This window comes from Catenovulum sp. SX2 (genome assembly GCF_052056295.1).
GTDB lineage: Bacteria > Pseudomonadota > Gammaproteobacteria > Enterobacterales > Alteromonadaceae > Catenovulum.
On the sequence record NZ_CP182493.1, the window covers coordinates 3,566,448 to 3,584,665 of the forward strand.

11 protein-coding genes are annotated in these 18,218 nt (G+C 40.2%); 5 read left to right on the forward strand and 6 right to left on the reverse strand.

What is annotated here, in order from left to right; all coding sequences use genetic code 11:
* The first annotated feature begins 25 nt into the window (after positions 1-25).
* Positions 26-2,296 carry an ATP-dependent Clp protease ATP-binding subunit ClpA gene (gene clpA / locus ACMZOO_RS14975; RefSeq protein ID WP_440904132.1) on the forward strand — a complete coding sequence of 757 codons (2,271 nt, stop codon included), beginning with the start codon at positions 26-28 and terminating at the stop codon, positions 2,294-2,296.
* Positions 2,297-2,371: 75 nt separating this feature from the next.
* On the opposite strand, the gene infA is transcribed toward clpA, so the two are convergent.
* Positions 2,372-2,590 carry a translation initiation factor IF-1 gene (gene infA / locus ACMZOO_RS14980; protein WP_016955625.1) on the reverse strand — a complete coding sequence of 73 codons (219 nt, stop codon included), beginning with the start codon at positions 2,588-2,590 and terminating at the stop codon, positions 2,372-2,374.
* Between the two features lie 331 nt (positions 2,591-2,921).
* Here infA and ACMZOO_RS14985 point away from each other — a divergent pair, with 331 nt between their 5' ends.
* Positions 2,922-5,801, forward strand: coding sequence for a chondroitinase-B domain-containing protein (locus ACMZOO_RS14985; RefSeq protein ID WP_440904133.1), 2,880 nt, complete (start codon positions 2,922-2,924; stop codon positions 5,799-5,801).
* 18 nt (positions 5,802-5,819) lie between these two features.
* On the opposite strand, the gene ACMZOO_RS14990 is transcribed toward ACMZOO_RS14985, so the two are convergent.
* From ACMZOO_RS14990 to mnmC, 5 genes are all read right to left on the reverse strand, one after another.
* Positions 5,820-6,557: an arginyltransferase gene (locus tag ACMZOO_RS14990; protein WP_440904134.1), complete on the reverse strand. Its 738-nt coding sequence runs from the start codon at positions 6,555-6,557 to the stop codon at positions 5,820-5,822.
* Positions 6,547-7,254, reverse strand: coding sequence for a leucyl/phenylalanyl-tRNA--protein transferase (aat, locus tag ACMZOO_RS14995; RefSeq protein WP_440906309.1), 708 nt, complete (start codon positions 7,252-7,254; stop codon positions 6,547-6,549). Before aat ends, ACMZOO_RS14990 begins: the two co-directional genes overlap by 11 nt.
* 95 nt (positions 7,255-7,349) lie before the next feature.
* A complete protein-coding gene (gene trxB, locus ACMZOO_RS15000; RefSeq protein WP_440904135.1) occupies positions 7,350-8,303 on the reverse strand; it encodes a thioredoxin-disulfide reductase in 954 nt (317 codons plus the stop codon).
* 134 nt (positions 8,304-8,437) lie between these two features.
* On the reverse strand, positions 8,438-9,031 hold the full coding sequence (gene smrA, locus ACMZOO_RS15005) for a DNA endonuclease SmrA (protein ID WP_440904136.1): 594 nt from the start codon (positions 9,029-9,031) through the stop codon (positions 8,438-8,440).
* 75 nt (positions 9,032-9,106) lie between these two features.
* Positions 9,107-11,185, reverse strand: coding sequence for an FAD-dependent 5-carboxymethylaminomethyl-2-thiouridine(34) oxidoreductase MnmC (gene mnmC / locus ACMZOO_RS15010; protein ID WP_440904137.1), 2,079 nt, complete (start codon positions 11,183-11,185; stop codon positions 9,107-9,109).
* A 138-nt stretch (positions 11,186-11,323) separates the two neighbouring features.
* On the opposite strand from mnmC, the gene fabB reads away from it, so the two are divergent.
* The 3 genes from fabB (at position 11,324) to ACMZOO_RS15025 (ending at position 18,115) form a co-directional block, all read left to right on the forward strand.
* Entirely contained in the window at positions 11,324-12,538 is a 1,215-nt protein-coding gene (gene fabB, locus ACMZOO_RS15015; protein WP_440904138.1) for a beta-ketoacyl-ACP synthase I, read from the forward strand.
* A gap of 69 nt (positions 12,539-12,607) precedes the next feature.
* Positions 12,608-13,762, forward strand: a complete 1,155-nt coding sequence (locus tag ACMZOO_RS15020) for a 4-phosphoerythronate dehydrogenase (protein ID WP_440904139.1) — start codon at positions 12,608-12,610, stop codon at positions 13,760-13,762.
* 90 nt (positions 13,763-13,852) lie between these two features.
* Positions 13,853-18,115 (forward strand): FimV/HubP family polar landmark protein, encoded by a 4,263-nt coding sequence (locus ACMZOO_RS15025; RefSeq protein WP_440904140.1) that lies wholly within the window; start codon positions 13,853-13,855, stop codon positions 18,113-18,115.
* Positions 18,116-18,218 lie beyond the last annotated feature (103 nt).

Genomic DNA, 18,218 nt, shown 5'->3' on the forward strand with positions numbered 1-18,218 from the left:
ATACTGTTAGCCTGTGGAGTACCTTATGCTAAATAAAGATTTAGAAACAACCTTGAATGAAGCCTTTCGTGACGCCAGAGAACACCGCCATGAGTTTATGACGGTTGAGCACTTATTACTGGCACTGTTAAACAATCCGGCTGCACGCGACGCTTTGGTTGCTTGTGGTGCGCAGATTGAGCAAATAGAGCAAGATCTTAATAACTTTATTCAAGAAACCACTCCTGTTATTCCTGAAGACGATGCAGAGCGTGAAACCCAACCAACTTTGGGCTTTCAGCGAGTATTGCAACGTGCGGTTTTTCATGTGCAGTCTTCTGGTAAATCTGAAGTTACAGGCGCGAATGTATTAGTCGCTATTTTTAGCGAACAAGAATCTCAAGCCGTCTACTTGCTGAAAAAAGCAGATGTATCTCGTTTAGACGTGGTCAATTATATTTCTCATGGTATTAAAAAAACCGAAGGGGAAGACTCTGCCGAACCACCCTCTATTGAAGCAGAAGAAAGCAATGATTCAGTTGAAACTGGTAGTGTTTTACGCTCATTTTCGACCAACCTGAACAAAGAAGCTGAAGCTGGCAAAATCGACCCGCTTATCGGTCGTGATCAAGAGCTTGAACGAACAATTCAAGTATTGTGTCGTCGCCGTAAAAACAACCCATTATTGGTTGGTGAAGCTGGTGTTGGTAAAACTGCGATTGCAGAAGGTTTAGCTTATCGAATTGTTAACGGTGAAGTACCAGAAGTTATCGAACAAGCGACTATTTACTCGTTAGATATGGGTGGCTTGTTGGCAGGAACTAAATACAGAGGTGATTTTGAAAAGCGCTTTAAATCACTGTTAAAAGAGCTAGAAAAAGATGAGCAGGCCATCCTATTCATTGATGAAATTCATACCATTATAGGCGCGGGTGCGGCTTCTGGTGGGGTATTGGATGCGTCGAACTTGCTCAAACCACTATTGTCAGGTGGTAAAATTAAATGCATTGGCTCGACAACCTATCAAGAATTCCAAGGTATTTTTGAAAAAGACAGAGCTTTAGTACGCCGTTTCCAAAAAATCGATGTAGTTGAACCATCAATTGATGACACAACCAAAATTTTGTTGGGATTAAAATCGCGTTATGAAGAGCATCATGGTGTGCGTTATACCAACAAAGCGGTAAGAGCCGCTGTTGAGTTATCTGCCAAATACATCAATGAACGTCGTTTACCTGATAAAGCGATAGATATTATTGATGAAGCTGGCGCAAACCAAAGATTGTTGCCTGTTAGCAAACGCAAAAAAACCATCAATGTTAGCGACATTGAGCATATCATTTCGAAAATAGCGCGTATTCCAGAAAAATCAGTGTCGTCTTCAGACAAAGCTGTGTTACAGAACCTAGAGCGCAATTTAAAAATGGTAGTGTTTGGTCAAAACCAAGCGATAGAAACCTTAACCGCAGCTATACGCTTATCGCGTAGTGGGTTACGTGACGAAACTAAACCAATAGGTAGCTTTTTATTTGCAGGCCCCACAGGTGTTGGTAAAACTGAGGTGACTCAGCAATTAGCAAAAGCTATGGGTATCGAATTAATCCGTATTGACATGTCAGAATATATGGAAAGACATGCGGTATCGCGATTAATTGGTGCGCCTCCTGGGTATGTAGGTTATGAGCAAGGTGGTTTGTTAACTGACCAAGTTATCAAACATCCGCATTCAGTTGTGTTGTTGGATGAAATAGAAAAAGCGCATCCGGATGTATTTAATATTCTGTTGCAGGTTATGGATCACGGTACTTTAACCGACAACAATGGCCGTAAAGCAGATTTCAGAAACGTGGTTTTTGTTATGACCACTAACGCGGGTGTGCAAGAAACAACTCGTAAGTCTATTGGCTTTAACCAACAGGATTACAGCACAGATGCGATGAATGAAATCAACCGTACCTTTACGCCTGAGTTTAGAAACCGTTTAGACAGCACTATCTGGTTTGATCACTTATCGCCAGAAATTATTGTGCAAGTGGTGGATAAATTTATCGCAGAGCTTGAAAGCTTGTTGGATAAAAAAGGTGTGGCACTTAATTTACAAAGTGACGCGAGAGAGTGGTTAGCAACTAAAGGTTATGATAAAGCTATGGGCGCACGACCAATGGCGCGTGTTATTCAGGAGCATTTGAAAAAGCCTTTGGCAAACGAACTCTTGTTTGGTGCCTTAAGCAAAGGTGGTGCTGTGACTATTACTGTTAATGGTGATGAGTTAGCATTTCAATTTGAAAGTGAAAAAGACTTAGCTGAAACTCATTAACCAGTGAGTAGAAGCATTCATGTGCCTCACTAGATGAAAGTCAGTGAGGCACCGAACTGAGCTACAGAAGTAGAATTAACGTTGACGGAAAACGATGCGGCCTTTTGAAAGATCGTATGGAGTCATTTCAACAGTTACTTTGTCGCCAGTTAAAATACGAATATAGTTTTTACGCATTTTGCCAGAGATGTGGGCAGTTACCACATGTCCGTTTTCTAGTTCTACTCGAAACATAGTGTTAGGTAAGGTATCTAAAACCGTACCTTGCATTTCAATGCAATCTTCTTTAGCCATTCAGTTAAAAACCTCGGAAATTTAGCTCGTTCAAAAAAATCGCGCAGATCATGCCCTAAGCCGCCCCGTATGTAAAGTTTTAGCTGATTTTTTCTCCATTAATATTGGCTGTTTTAATTTTCTTAGCGCAATTACTTTTGACTTGCCATTTTATTAAATCATCAAACTCAATGTTGTCTGACAATTAAATTGGTTTTATTTTTCTTTTATGTAAGTCATTAATTGTTTATTTTGTTTTACCTTTGTTGTATTTTTGTTTTGATCAAACTTGAGATGTTGATAATTTGGTCTAGATAAATCATGCATACAAAAACTAACAAAGGACATTCTAATGAAAATAAAGTTAATAACAGCGGCGTTGCTTATGTCTTTGACTGCCTGTGTCGACTTTGATACGTCTGACAATGAAGATAACGACGATAGCACCAATACAGCTGCATCAATTTCAGGTTTGGCAAAAACCATTGCTAATAATGCTGCAACTGCAGTGGAAGGTGAAATATATATTCATGATTCAGACGATGATTCTGAGGAAGCGGCTATCCCGCAAAATGATGTGGTAACTACATACGGTACTTTTTCTATCAACTCAGAAGGTGAGTGGACTTATGAGTTGAATACAACGGATAGTGCGGTTGCTGCGTTAGCGTCAGCCAGTGATATGTTGACAGACACTATAACTGTTAGTTCGATTGACGGCACCACTGCTGATTTAGTCATCACAATTACGGGCGTAGATCCGGTCGTTGTAGACACAACGCCAGTATCAGCTGACGATACTGTGCCTACGGTCAATTGTACCCAAGTGGTTAATTCAATTTCTGCGCTGGAAGATGCTGCTGAAGATTTAGTTGCTGGTGATACATTATGTTTAGCCGATGGAACTTATACAGGAGATTTTGAATTACGTGTCGAAGGTGTTGGTACTAAAGAACAACCTATCACAGTTGCAGCTGAAAATCCTGGAAAAGCCATCATTACCGGTGGAGAAATTTCAGCTCGTTTAGGTGGTGAATACATAGTATTACAAGGGTTGGTTTTTCGAGATGGTGAATCAGGCAGTTCAATTATTAAATTTGAGAAAGAAACAGAGTGCAGTTATTGCCGAGTGACTGAAGTTTCTATTATTGATATGGACGGAGGAGACTACAGTAGCTCAAAATGGGTCGAGTTTTACGGTCACCATAATCGAGTTGATCACAGTTGGTTTTCTGGTAAAGAATCTCGCGGCGCTCTAATGGTATTCCCTCGTTGGACATCCGAAGACGACTTTGCAACTAACGGCTTTCCTGCTGACTATGGACAAATCGATCACAACTATTTTGCCGATAGACCACCTGCATTTGGACAAGCATACGCAGGTAGCAGTGACAATGAATACGAAGGCATTCGTTTAGGTTTAAGTACCACACATTCAGCACCTTCTCATACTATAGTCGAATACAATTATTTTGAACGTATTCAAGGTGAAGCTGAAATTATCTCGAACAAGTCGGCCAATAATATTATTCGCAACAACACAGTGCGTGACAGTAATGGCTCTATTGTGACCCGCCATGGTGCTGAAGCGACAATCAGCAATAATTTTATTTTTGGTGATGACAATCCGTTTTCCGGCGGTATACGTTTGGTCGATGATGGCCATGTAGTAACCAATAATTATATCGAAGGTGCTCGTTTTCAAAGTTCTAACTGGAACGGCGGCATAGTGTTAACAACAGGTGATGGTTCGGGTGACACTGAAAATGGTTATCAAAATGTCGAAAACGTATTAGTTGCATACAATACTATTGTTGATAGTGTGAATAGTTTGAACCTAGCTGGTGGCAATAATAACCAAGCGCCTAAAGATATTTATTTTGTAAATAATGTAATTGCGGATGCAATTGGACCTGTTATTCGCACTAATGGCGAAAGTATGCCTGCAGGCTCTACTTTTGATGGCAACTATATTCGTGGGCAAAAGTTTTCAGATCAGGATAGTTTAACTTCGGTAACAGGTTTTGCTATGTTGAATGCTGAATTGGCTAAAGGAAATGATGGTTTATATCGCCCGACAGTCAACAGCCCAAGTTTAACTGCCGCTGTGGTTAATCTTGGTAGTTTTACCTCGCCTGCTATTGATATGGACGGGCAAACTCGTTCTAGTGTTACGACTTCTGGTGCTGATGAAGCATTAGATCAAACCATCTTATTAGCGCCGCTGACCCCGGCAGACGTTGGCCCAAAAAATTATCGTCCGACACCTGGTAAAGTATATGTTGAGAAAGTCGCTATTGCGAATCATGACTTTGATAGCGGTGATTTCACTGGTTGGACTAATAACGGTGCGGTTATTACGACTGCGGATGATGAAGTATTTTCTCGTGGCAATAGCTTGAAGGTAACGAGCAATTCAGCGAATGTTAGTCAAACTGTCACAGTAGCAGCAAATACTAACTATACACTATCAGCTTTTATGAAAGGCGCTGCTAAGCTTGCTGTAACGGTTGACGGACAAACTTATGCAGCTGAAACCAACTCAAGCTCATATGGCTTTCAATCTGTTAGTTTTAACTCTGCCAATGCAACTACCGCTGTGATCACTGCTGCCGTTGACGATTTTGTTAGCAGCAAAGCGCCTATAGTTAATGCAAACTTTGATGATAAACAAACAGGCTGGACTGTGGTTGAGGGCACTGGTATTGGTCAAGTGCAAGATTCGAGCAATTCAGCTGGCGGCGCGGATGGGTCAATCAAGTTTGTCTGGAATTCAGGTGCGGATACAGGCACGCCGCATAATCCGTATATTGCACAAACCATTACTGTGTTAGCAAACACAGACTATACAATGTCGATTTATAATTTATACAAACAATCAAATGATGATTCGTCAATTGTCTTTGGTGCCTCTACTAATGCGGATATCACAGTAACAACTGATTGGCTTGCAAGTAAAGAGTCAATTTATTCTGCACTTAAATCTGCGGGCACTACAAAAGGTGATGATAGTTTCTATAAAGATCAAATTAGTTTTAATTCTGGAGCAAATACATCAATAACTGTATTTGCACAGTTTAAATCAAGCACAGGTACGGAAATTAGAGTTGATCAATTTGAATTAAGTTATCAAGGTGCACCAGCGGAAGGAACCGAAGCGTATTTTGATAATATTCGTTTAGTTTCTCACCCATTGTCGCCAACAGAGTCAGAAGCTGCGGCTAACAACTAATTGGTGTGTAGATTTAAGCTAGCTCGTTGTTGAGCTAGCTTCTTCTTTATCTAGCGTTAGCCAATGTCCTGCTTGTAATCTTTGGTGCGGATAAAAACGCGATTTGTAGTTCATTTTATTGCAGCCATCCACTTGATAACCTAAATAAACATATTGGCGCTGCGACATTCGCGCTAACTCAAGCAATTGTAATATGGCATACGTGCCTAACGAGCGGTTTGCCAAAAGTGGATCATAAAATGTATAAACAGCAGAAAAACTGTTCGGTAGCGCATCAATAACTGATACAGCAATTAAACTGTCATTTACTGACAATTCTAAAAAACCTATGTTGAGCCAAGCTGCTTTTACAAAACTATTAAACTGTTCGATGGAAGGTGGATACATGCTACCGTCGGCGTGTTTATGTTCGATATATTTTTGGTAAAGCGGATAATAAAAATCTGTGTCTGTTACTTTATAAACGATACGCGCTTGGATATCTTGGTTTTTATTCAGCAGACGTTTTTGGCTTTTGCTCGGTTTAAATTCTTGGCTGTCTATGCGGATTGATTGGCAGGCTTGGCAGTGCTGACAATGTGGGCGGTACACTTGATAACCACTGCGGCGAAAACCAAGTGCCATAAGCTTTTCGTAATTTTCAGGGGTATAAACTATATTGTCGAGCGCAACCAATAAACGTTCAGTTTCATTCGGGAGATAGTCACAAGCAAATTCTTGTGAAATACCAAATTGAATTGGAATATTATGGCTCATAAATCAGCTCTCTAGCTATCCAAGCATCTGCTGAAATGGTTTGTTGTGCTAAATTGCTTAACTCAGTCAAAAACTCGTTTCTAGACATTTCATAAACCCCTAAAGTTTCGAGATGGGGGTTGACCATTTGACAGTCAATTAATTGAATATTCAATTGTTGGCAAACTTGCCCCAAACAATTAAAAGCTGCTTTTGATGCGTTAGAAACTAAATGAAACATAGATTCTCCACAAAACAATCCACCAATATTGATACCATATAGGCCACCGACAAGCTGCTGGTTTTGCCAAACTTCAATTGAGTGGGCGTGACCTTGTTGATGTAGCTCGATATAAGCTTGGATCATTTCATTGGTGATCCAAGTGCCATCGGTCTTTTGTCTAAGTGTAGCGCAGTTTTGAATAACTTGAGAAAAAGCTCGATTGACGCTGTAGCTAAAGCCAGATTTTTTTAAATATTTACGTAGGCTTTTGTTTGCTTGAATTTGATTAGGCCGGATAACACCACGCGGATCTGGACTCCACCACAATATTGGCTCACCCGGATTAAACCAAGGAAATATACCGTTTTTGTAGGCTTTTAATAACCAAGCCGGCTTGAGCTCACCACCTATAGCTAATAAACCATTGGGTGATTCGAGTGCTAATTGAGCGGGTGGAAAATAGATATGCTGGGGGTCGAGTTGATATAGGGCTATTTGGCACCTCCAGGCTTGAGTAAACTCAGAAGATAATAGAATTGCAGCGCTCTGCAATTCTATTTTGAGTTGGTTAGTATAATATAACTACACAACTATTTTTGTGCGTCTAAATAACGCTCAGCATCTAATGCTGCCATACAGCCAGTACCGGCACTAGTAATTGCTTGACGATAAATGTGGTCACATACATCACCGGCTGCAAAAACACCTTCAACGCTAGTCGAAGTTGCATTACCGTTTAAGCCAGAATTAATCACTATGTAGCCATCTTTCATTTCTAACTGACCAGCAAAAATGTCGGTATTTGGCTTGTGGCCAATTGCGATAAACACACCTGCAACTTCTAATTCTTCAGTCCCGTCTGATTTGGTGTCTTTAATACGTACACCAGTTACACCCATGTCATCACCTAATACTTCGTCTAAAGTTCTGTCTAGGTGTAAAGTGATGTTACCGTTTTGTGCTTTATCCATTAAGCGGTCGATCAAAATTTTCTCAGATTTGAAGGTATCACGACGGTGAATTAAATGTACTTCAGACGCTATGTTAGAAAGGTACAAGGCTTCTTCTACAGCAGTGTTACCACCACCAACAACCACGACTTTTTGGTTTCTGTAGAAGAAACCATCACAAGTTGCACAAGCAGATACGCCACGACCTTGGAACGCTTCTTCAGATGGTAAACCTAAATATTTAGCAGAAGCACCAGTACAGATAATTAATGCATCACAAGTGTACTGACCTGAATCACCTTCTAAGGTATAAGGTTTTTTTGAAAAATCGACTGTGTGAATATGGTCGAATAAAATTTCAGTTTCAAAACGCTCAGCGTGTGCTTGCATACGCTCCATTAACGCAGGACCTGTTAAGTCATGTGCATCACCAGGCCAGTTTTCAACTTCAGTTGTTGTGGTTAACTGACCACCTTGTTGCATGCCGGTAATTAATACTGGATTTAAGTTAGCACGTGCTGCATAAACCGCGGCTGTATAACCTGCAGGGCCAGATCCTAAAATTAGTAGTCGGCAATGTCTTGCGTCACTCATGATTATTCTCCAAATTCTTATATAAGCTGACGAGCAGGGTAGCTCAATCAGTGATGATTTTTTACAAAATGGGGTTAGATAAAATTATATCAAGTCTAGCGTCAGTTAATCTAAAAGCTAATCGAAAAAATCAATTAGCCTAATCGTTTCTGAATATGCTCTTTGGTTTCGCGCTTTTTCTCGTCAGATTTTTTCAACAATACAAGGGTTGCAGACAAACCACCTAAATTTTTTGGTGCACTATGATAAGCAAGTACCTGTTCAAAACACTCTAACCAATTGTTCAAATAGCTTTTTATCACAGCTGGATGAGGTTGATTATTTAAACCTAAACCGTGTTGTATCAATAAACATCTATGATTGTCATCCTGGCTTTGTTGGATAAATTCAAACAAAACTACACGTGCTTGTTCTACCGATAGTTGGCGTAAATCTAGCCTGTTGGTTACTGAATATTTTGCTTGGCGTAAATTTTTATAAACGCCATCTTGCACACCATCTTTTTTATAATCGAGTGGGTCATATGGGTCTATGGGTTCAACATAGCCAGTGGTTAAACCTAATTGCTCAATTTTTTGCTGTTGTTTTAATTTGTATAAATGCTCAGCCATTGCTTGTGGGTCAAGCGCTTTTTTGTTGGTTGTATTCACCAACACTTTATCTTGTTTAAGCGGTTTTATGTCACCCATTTCTTGGTTAAACAAATCCCAATCGTCATCTTGTTGCATAATTTTAAAAATTCCACTCAAGTTTGCTGATCGTCTACCGATACAAGGTTTAAGTTCACATACCCATAGAACTAGTTATACCAAACCGCGATTTATCCCTCTATAAAAAAAACGGTTTGGATTAAGCGCCTCGAACATCTTGTGCGACAATGGCAACCCCTCATTGTTTATTGTCGCAGCAAGTGTTTCTGCCAACAAAGGCGCGGTTGTTAATCCCCTAGAGCCTAAACCAGATAACAAATACAATCCTTTATATTGCTGTTCTGCGGTCAATTCTTCAGGTCTTTGCCTATGTTTTTTCGCATGACAATATTTAAGTTCAGTGGTTGAAAGCACTTCACCCATTAAAGGTATATGATCTAAGCTGGCTGCTCGAATAGCAGCTCTTTCACTCACTATATGTTGTACGGCAAAACTGTCAGCTTGGTTTGGTAAAAAATGTTGTTGTTGCTGTACATTTGTTAGATTGTCACTCGAGATATTTGACGTTAGATTCAAATCTCGACTAAAAGTTGCACCAATACAATATTCACCTTGCCAGTTCGGCGTTAAGTAACCTTTATGGCACAAAACCGTTTTAAGTTTTGCCATTTCAGCGGTTGCGGTTAAATGGCTTACTTGTCCTCGCAGCGCTTCAATAACAACATGTTCGGTTACCGCAAATTGCTCAAGCTGATGGCCAGTTGCTAAAACCACCTTAGTATAGCTATTAGTTGTTGCTGACTTATCAGCGCATAAAAAATTAAGTTGCCAACTTGGATGCTCACCACTGTAGGTTAAATCGAGCAATTTATGCTGTGGGTAGACGCGGCATTGGTTATGCTCAGTTAAATATTCAATGGCTGCTTGGACAAATAATTTTGGACTCATCCAACCACCGCTCGGATAATACATACCATCAACGTCAAGTTTAATGCCTGCAAGTTTGGATAATTCTTCAGCACTGACAGCTCTGACTAAATCAGTTGGAAAATAGGGATTATTCGTTATAGCCTGCTGACGCTCAGCAATAATCTTGGAAAAATTAAGTTGAGCAACACCGCACCATTGCAGCGGAAAGTCGAATAGATTTAAATAGTTTTGATAAAACTGTTTCGCGAAATAAAAACCCTTGATGTAAATTTCAATTAAGTTGTTATGCTCGTTTTGCAATAGTGGATAAATGGCACCTTGTTGATTACCAGAAGCGCCGTTGGCCGCTTTTTCAAAATATAAATCGACAGGTACATCTCGTTTGACGAGTTGTAGTGCTGTGCAAATTGCGGCTATACCACCACCAATAACAGCAACCGCTTGTCGGCTGGGTGGATTAAGCTGATTTTTTTGTGTTAGTTGTCCTTGAATGCGTTCTCGTTTACGGCCAAAACCAGCGACTTTTTTTACGTCAAACCCAGCTGATATTAAGCCTCGACGGACAAAACCTGCGGCGGTAAAAGTTGAAAAGGAGCCATTGTTGCTTGATAACCGTGCCATATGCTCAAATAAACTTTGTTGCCACATATCTGGGTTTTTGCTTGGGGCAAAGCCATCTAAAAACCAAGCATCAACAAAACCTTGGCCAATTTTTTTGCGCTCGGCTTGTTCGCCAAAGTAGGGCGGTTTTTTCACTTGGTATAATTTGTGATCTTGCATTTGTTGCAAGCTGTCTTGCACATCACCTAACCACAAGTCGAGTTGAATATTTTCATTCAACAAAATTCTGTGTGGGCCTGCAATTAAGTAAGGATAATTTTCAATTAGCGCTTGTGACCAAGTATGCAAACTTGGCCAGCTCGCTAATGCTTGTTGCAGTGCCGCTTTTGTTAAAGGGAACTTTTCAAACGAAATAAAATGCAGCCGTTTTAATTTATGTGTTGGATTTTGTGCAACAAATTGACTAAAGCTTTGGCACAGCGCTAAAAAATTTAAACCCGTACCAAAGCCAGTTTCCGCTATGGTAAAAACTGATTTTTCACAGGTTTGCCAGCGTTCAAATAGCTGGTTGCCTTGTTGAAAAACTTCAATTGATTCAGTTAAACCATCTTCTTGTGAAAAATAAATGTCATCAAAACTTTGTGATACAGGCGTACCATTTTGTCTAAATTCTATCTGGGCGGGGGTAATTTTAGTCAAGTTGCTGCGCTCAAAGAAGGTCAAACATCGCATTTTACCCATAAATAGGCCTATTCTAAATGCTTTTTATCTCTTGTCGAAATCTAGCATCTTAGGGTAGCTTGGGTATAATACGAACTTTGATAAAAGAATTACATGGTAAGCATGCACAAAGGTGCGACTACAAATGAGAGGATTAATATGAAAAGAGCTGTGATTACAGGCCTAGGCATAGTTTCAAGTATCGGAAATAATGCACAAGAAGTGACAGATTCACTTAAAACTGGCCGTTCGGGTATTACACACTCTCAACAATTTGCTGACGTTAACATGCGTAGTCAGGTCTGGGGTAAGGTTGATATCGACTTATCAGAGCATATCGATAGAAAACAATTAAGATTTATGGGTGATGCCGCTGGTTATGCTTATATCGCTATGGCACAAGCGATTGCTGATTCAGGTTTAACAGAAGACCAAGTTTCAAACCCACGCACAGGTTTAATTGTTGGCTCAGGTGGTGCATCTTCGGCTAACCAAGTAGCTGCTGCCGATACAATGCGTGAAAAAGGTGTTCGTCGTGTTGGTCCATATATGGTGACTAAAACTATGGGCTCAACCGCATCAGCGTGTTTAGCAACACCATTTAAAATTAAAGGTGTTAACTACTCAATGAGTTCAGCCTGTGCAACTTCTGCTCACTGTATTGGTCACGCATGGGAACAAATTCAATTAGGCAAACAAGATGTTGTTTTTGCTGGTGGTAGTGAAGAATTAGACTGGACCCTTGCGTGTTTATTTGACGGTATGGGGGCACTTTCAACTAAGTATAACGATACACCAGACAAAGCCTCTCGCACATACGACGCAGACCGTGATGGTTTTGTTATCGCTGGTGGTGGCGGTATTTTAGTTGTTGAAGAGCTTGAACACGCATTAGCACGTGGTGCAAAAATTTACGCTGAAATTGTTGGTTATGGCGCAACTTCTGATGGCTACGATATGGTGGCTCCATCTGGTGAAGGTGCGATTCGTTGTATGCAACAAGCAATGGCAACGGTAGACGGACAAATTGAGTACGTTAATACTCATGGTACTTCTACGCCTGTTGGTGATGTTAAAGAATTAGAAGCCATTCAAGCTGTATTTAGCGAATACAAACCAGCAATTAGTGCAACTAAAGCCATGTCAGGCCATTCTTTAGGTGCAGCTGGTGTGCACGAAGCAATTTATTCGTTATTAATGTTAGAAAATGACTTTATTGCACCTTCGATCAATATTGAAACTTTAGATGAGAAAGCTGAAGGTTTAGACGTAGTAATGACAACCCGTGAGCAAAAATTAAATACGGTTATGTCTAACAGCTTTGGATTTGGTGGCACCAACGCTACTTTAGTATTCAAGCGTTTCGACCAATAAATCAAACTCAGTAATTACGCCTTAAGCCTATATACATATAGTGCTTAAGGTGTAAACCTCAGGTGCAACATGACAACTCAACCGCATTTTTTTATCGAAGATTCCTTATTATACGCTGAAGAATTTTTTGCCGGTCTTGGCAAAATAACGCGTTTTTCTGGCAGAACTGTTACTGCAGATGACATCAAAGACGCCGATTATTTATTAACCCGTTCAACCACCAAAGTAAATGAAGCTTTATTATACAAATGTACTAAACTGAAATTTGTTGGTACTGCTACTGCGGGTTATAACCATATAGATGCAGATTACCTCGCTGAGCGTAATATAGAGTGGGCGCCAGCCGCTGGCTGTAATGCCGATGCGGTAGCTGATTATGTTATCAGTAGTGGTTTGAACTTAGCCAATAAGTATGGTTTTGCATTAAAAGATAAAAAAATTGCTATTGTTGGTGTTGGACAAATTGGCAAACGCTTAACTAAGCGTTTTGCCGCTTTAGGTTGTGAAGTTGTTCAGTTTGACCCAGTACGAGCTGAGCTTGAGAGCGCTTTTACCAGTGCGAGTTTTGCTGATGTGTTAGCCTGTGACTTTATCACTTGCCACGTGCCTTATGTTAAGTCGGGCAAACATACGACACACCATATGTTTGATAAACAAACATTATTAAAACTAAAACCAGAAACCATTTTAATTAATGCATGTCGTGGTGAAGTTATTAATAATGCAGATTTAGTAGAAGTGCTAACTGCAGGACATGACTTGCGTGTTGTGTTAGACGTATTTGAAAACGAACCTGAAATAGAAATGGCATTGTTGCCTTTATTAGAATTTGGCACGCCACATATTGCAGGGCACAGTTTAGAAGGTAAAGCTCGCGGTACTGAAATTTTGTATCAAATTTTATGTCAAAGGTTGGAACTACCGGTTGAAATAAAACTACAAGATTTATTACCAGCAATGGCAGTAGACCATATGGTTTTAACCGAAAAATACCAATTAAGTCAGCGCCAATTTAGAGCTTTGATGAATTTGGTCTATGATATTCGTAACGATGATGTTGATTTCCGCTTAGGGTTAGCTAAATCACCGGATAGTTTTGACAGTTTACGTCGTAACTATTCAATTAGACGCGAACTAACATCGTTGAAAATATACTGTGATGACACTTTGTATCCAACCTTTACAAACCTTGGTTTTAATACCAGTTTAATAAAAGGTGAATAAAAACGATTCGAAAATCCATTGATGGAACAAGGATTGCTTAAAACTATAAAAATGCGTCAAAAAAACGCCAAAGGGTAGGACATTAACAGAATGCGCTGGTTAAAAAATCTCGGATTAACAACATTATGCTTGTTGGCAACGGCAGCTCCGGTCAGTTTACTCCAAGTGGGTGTAAGCAATGACGCGCATGCTGAAATGCGTATTCGAGGTGACAAAGAAAACGATGATGGATTATCTGGCTTAACTTATGGGCCGATTCGCTCCAGCGATACACTTTGGCAAATTTCCACTGAACACAAACCAGATCCTAGCTTATCTACTTATCAAGTTATGGTTGCTATTTATCAAGCAAATCCTGACGCATTTGTTGATAACAATCTAAATAGCATGCGCAATGGTGCCGTGCTTAATTTACCCACCTTATCTGCTATTCGCAAAGTTAATAAAACCGCAGCAAAAAACAAGTCAGATCTAGATGACGAAATTTGGGCAGAAAAACAAAGGCGTTATGTTGCCGCGAAAACCAATCCTGAAGAGAAAAAACGGCAAGAAACCGCCAAACAAGCAGATTTAGAAAATGCCGCAAACAAACTGCAAGACAAGATTTCTGAGCTGCAACAAGCACAGTTAGAGTCGTATGGTGTATTAAGAGAACAATTCGCCGCTTCATTAGAAAATATTCAAGCCTTGCTTGAAGAGAACGAGCGGTTAAAAAATCGCTTGACCAATGTTAATGAAGAAGTGGTGTCGTTAAAACAACAAGTTGGACAAGGTAGTGTTTTACAACAGCAAATGGAACAAATGCTGACACAACAAACTGAGTTATTGGATCAGCAACGCAAAGAGATAGAAGAAGCGAATAGAAGCGGCTGGACAAAATTTGTCGAGGCTGTGTCGAATAGTATTGTGTACATGATACTTCTTGCGTGTTTACCTGCTTTGTTGATTATTGGTGGGATAGTTTGGTGGTTTAAAGCGAAAAATCGCTCAGAAGAAAAAACGGCTGAAGCGCCTGCTCAAGCTCAATCTAGCCAACAATTTGCGCCAGAAGATGATTTTAATCTAGCGCCACAAGCACCAACGCCAGCCGCACCGGTTGCTCCGTTAGCACCTGATTTATCCTCAGAAGAAATTCGTTTAGATGATGACGATGATTTGTTGCCACCGCTTGATGAAGATACAGAAAGTGACGACTTAATTTTCGAAGAAGATGACGACGATTTATTAGATGTACCTGACAGTGCATTAGATGATGAATTGGCTGATGATCTACTAGATCAATCTTTAGACGATATTATAGGTGATGACGATCTCGCTGCGGATGATATTGATGCCTTGTTAGAAGAAGCGAGTGCAGATTTAGGTGATGATTTATCAGAAAGTGAGGCACTAGAGTCTGACGAGCTATCACAAGATGATTTAGATTCACTATTTGATTCGGTTGATTCAGACACAGACGACTCCTTGGTGGATGCTGATGATATAGATTCATTGCTTGAACAAAATAACTCAGATGACTCAGTAGTAGATGTCGACGATATCGATGCCTTATTAGCTGGAAATCAAGCCGACGATATAGACGCTGGTGGTGACTTAGCCGCTGAAGATATAGATGCTTTATTAGAAGATAGTCAAAACCAAGCCGCTGAAGCGCAAGCTGATGTAGCGGATGAAGACATAGATGCGTTATTAGAAAGTGCGCAAGATGATCTTCCTGAGACTGATGAACAGGCTGCAGAAGATGATTTGCTCGACAATGATGACTTAGACGATCTTGATGCCTTGTTAGAACAAGACATGGCAAATAACAAACCTATCGACGAATCCGAAATAAGTGAAGATGTCGATTTGGATTCTATGTTGGCTGAAGATGAAGACTTGATTGATGATGTTGAAGCCGAATCAGAGCCAGCGCAAGATATAGCTGACGATGATGATATAGACATTGATGCATTGTTAAGTAAAAACGAACCTGTTAGTGATAATCAACAAAGCCAAGCCGTAGATGAAGCTAATGACGCGTTACAGCATGAAACCTCTGATTTAGCCGACGATGACATTGATATTGACGCGCTGCTTGATGAAACACAAGAGCAAGAGATTGATGAACTGGATGCTGACGCTTTGCTCGACGAAGTGGCTAACAACGATACAGTTGCAGAGCAAGATGATGCTAGCGAAGAAGAACTAGATATTGATGGCATGTTGGATGAAGTTGCTGAGAATGATCTAGCAACTTCAGAGCAAGACGATACTCGCGAAGAAGAATTAGATATTGATGGTTTGTTGGATGAAGTTGCTGAGAATGATATAGCAACTTCTGAGCAAGACGATACTAGCGAAGAAGAATTAGATATTGATGGCTTGTTGGATGAAGTTGCTGAAGATGATATAGCAACTTCAGAGCAAGAGGATATTAGCGAAGAAACGTTAGATATTGATGGTTTGTTGGATGACGTCGCTGAAGATGATTTAGCAACTGCTGAACAAGAACAAATTTCCGCCGAAGAAAAACACGCCGAAGATTTATCTCTGGATAGTGACTTTGTTGGTGAAGAAGCTACACAGCAACTAGATGAAGTTGCAATCGACGTAGAGGCAGAGCTAGAAGAACAAGCAGATGAAGTTGACGACGAGCTTTTAGTTGAGCTTGATGATGATTTACTTGCCGACGACTTCACCGAAGAAGATGCAGAATTATCTTTAGATGAATTAGAACCAGAGCTAGCGTTAGATGATGAAGTTGACGATGAGTTATCAATTGAACTCGATGATGATTTACTTGCTGAAGATTTCACCGAACAAGACGCTGAACCATCTGTAGATGACTTAGACACAGATTTAGAAGCAGATCTAGCGTTAGATGATGAAGTTGCAACAGATGTCGAGCCAGAACCAGAAGCACAAGCAGATGAAGTAGATGACGAGTTACCAGTTGAATTAGACGATGATTTACTCGCTGAAGATTTCACCGAAGAAGATGTAGAACTAGCTGTAGATGACTTAGACACAAATTTAGATGCAGAGCTAGCATTAGATGAAGAAGTTGCAACTGATGTTGAGCCAGAACTAGAAGCACAACAAGATGAAGTTGATGGCGAGTTATCGCTAGAACTAGACGATGAAGTTGCAACTGATGTCGAGCCAGAACTAGAAGCACAAGCAGATGAAATTGATGACGAGTTATCAATTGAACTCGACGATGATTTACTCGCTGAAGATTTCACCGAAGAAGATGCAGAATTATCTTTAGATGAATCAGGCACAGGTTTAGAAGCAGAGCTAGCGTTAGATGATGAAGTTGCAACTGATGTCGAGCCTGAACTAGATGCACAGTTAGATGAAGTTGACGACGAGTTATCACTAGAATTAGATGATGATTTGCTTGCCGAAGATTTCACCGAAGAAGATGCAGAGTTATCTGTAGATGAATTAGACACAGGTTTAGAAGCAGAGCTAGCGTTAGATGATGAAGTTGCAAGCGATGTAGAGCCTGAGCTAGATGCACAGCTAGATGAAGTTGATGACGAGTTATCACTAGAATTAGATGATGATTTACTTGCAGACGATTTCACCGAAGAAGACGCGGCATTATCTGTTGAAGACGAACTATCGCCAGAAATTGATGATAACTTGTTAGCTGAAGACTTCACTGAGTTGGCGGAAGAAAACGACGAACCTCAAGTTGCTGAAGAATTAGATTGGGATTCCTTGTTAGATGAAGAAGATAGTTCAGAAATAGATTTAGCTGCACAAGATGACTTTGACATTGAAGCTTTATTGGATGCTGAAGCTGAGCCAACAGAAGATGATTTAGTTTTAGACCAAGATGCTGAAATAGATATTAGCGACGACACTTCACTGCAGGAACTTGCAGATCTCGAAAATGCTGATTTTGACGCACTGCTAGATGAATTATCCATTGAGCAAAATGAGCAACTGCCATCAACTGACAATGAACTTGATATGGATAGTTTATTGGCGGCAGAGCCAATTGCAGATGATGATGTTTTAGTTGAAGACATTGCTGAGCTTGATAGCAATGCTGACGAATGGGTTGATGTTGACTCTTTATTAGAAGAGCTTGATAACCAAGAGCAAGGAGATGAACCTTATTCTAAACCCTTAGATGATGTTGGGTTGGACGATTTTATTGCAAAAGAAAATATTTCTAGCATAGATGTTGATGCAGAAAATGCCAATGGTATGCAAGCTAAGTTAGATTTGGCCATAGCTTATATCGAAATTGACGATATAGAAGCTGCGCAAACTGCGCTAGAAGAAGTAATTGAAAAAGGGGATGCTGAACAGCAAGCAGAGGCGCAAAACCTTTTGACAAAGATCTTGGTGTAACCAAGAAACTGACCTAATGTCATCAATTGCAACGAGTTAATTTTAATTTTAGTGAAAAATTCCATTGCAATTTGCTTTGAGGTCTTATAGATTGGGCTCTCTC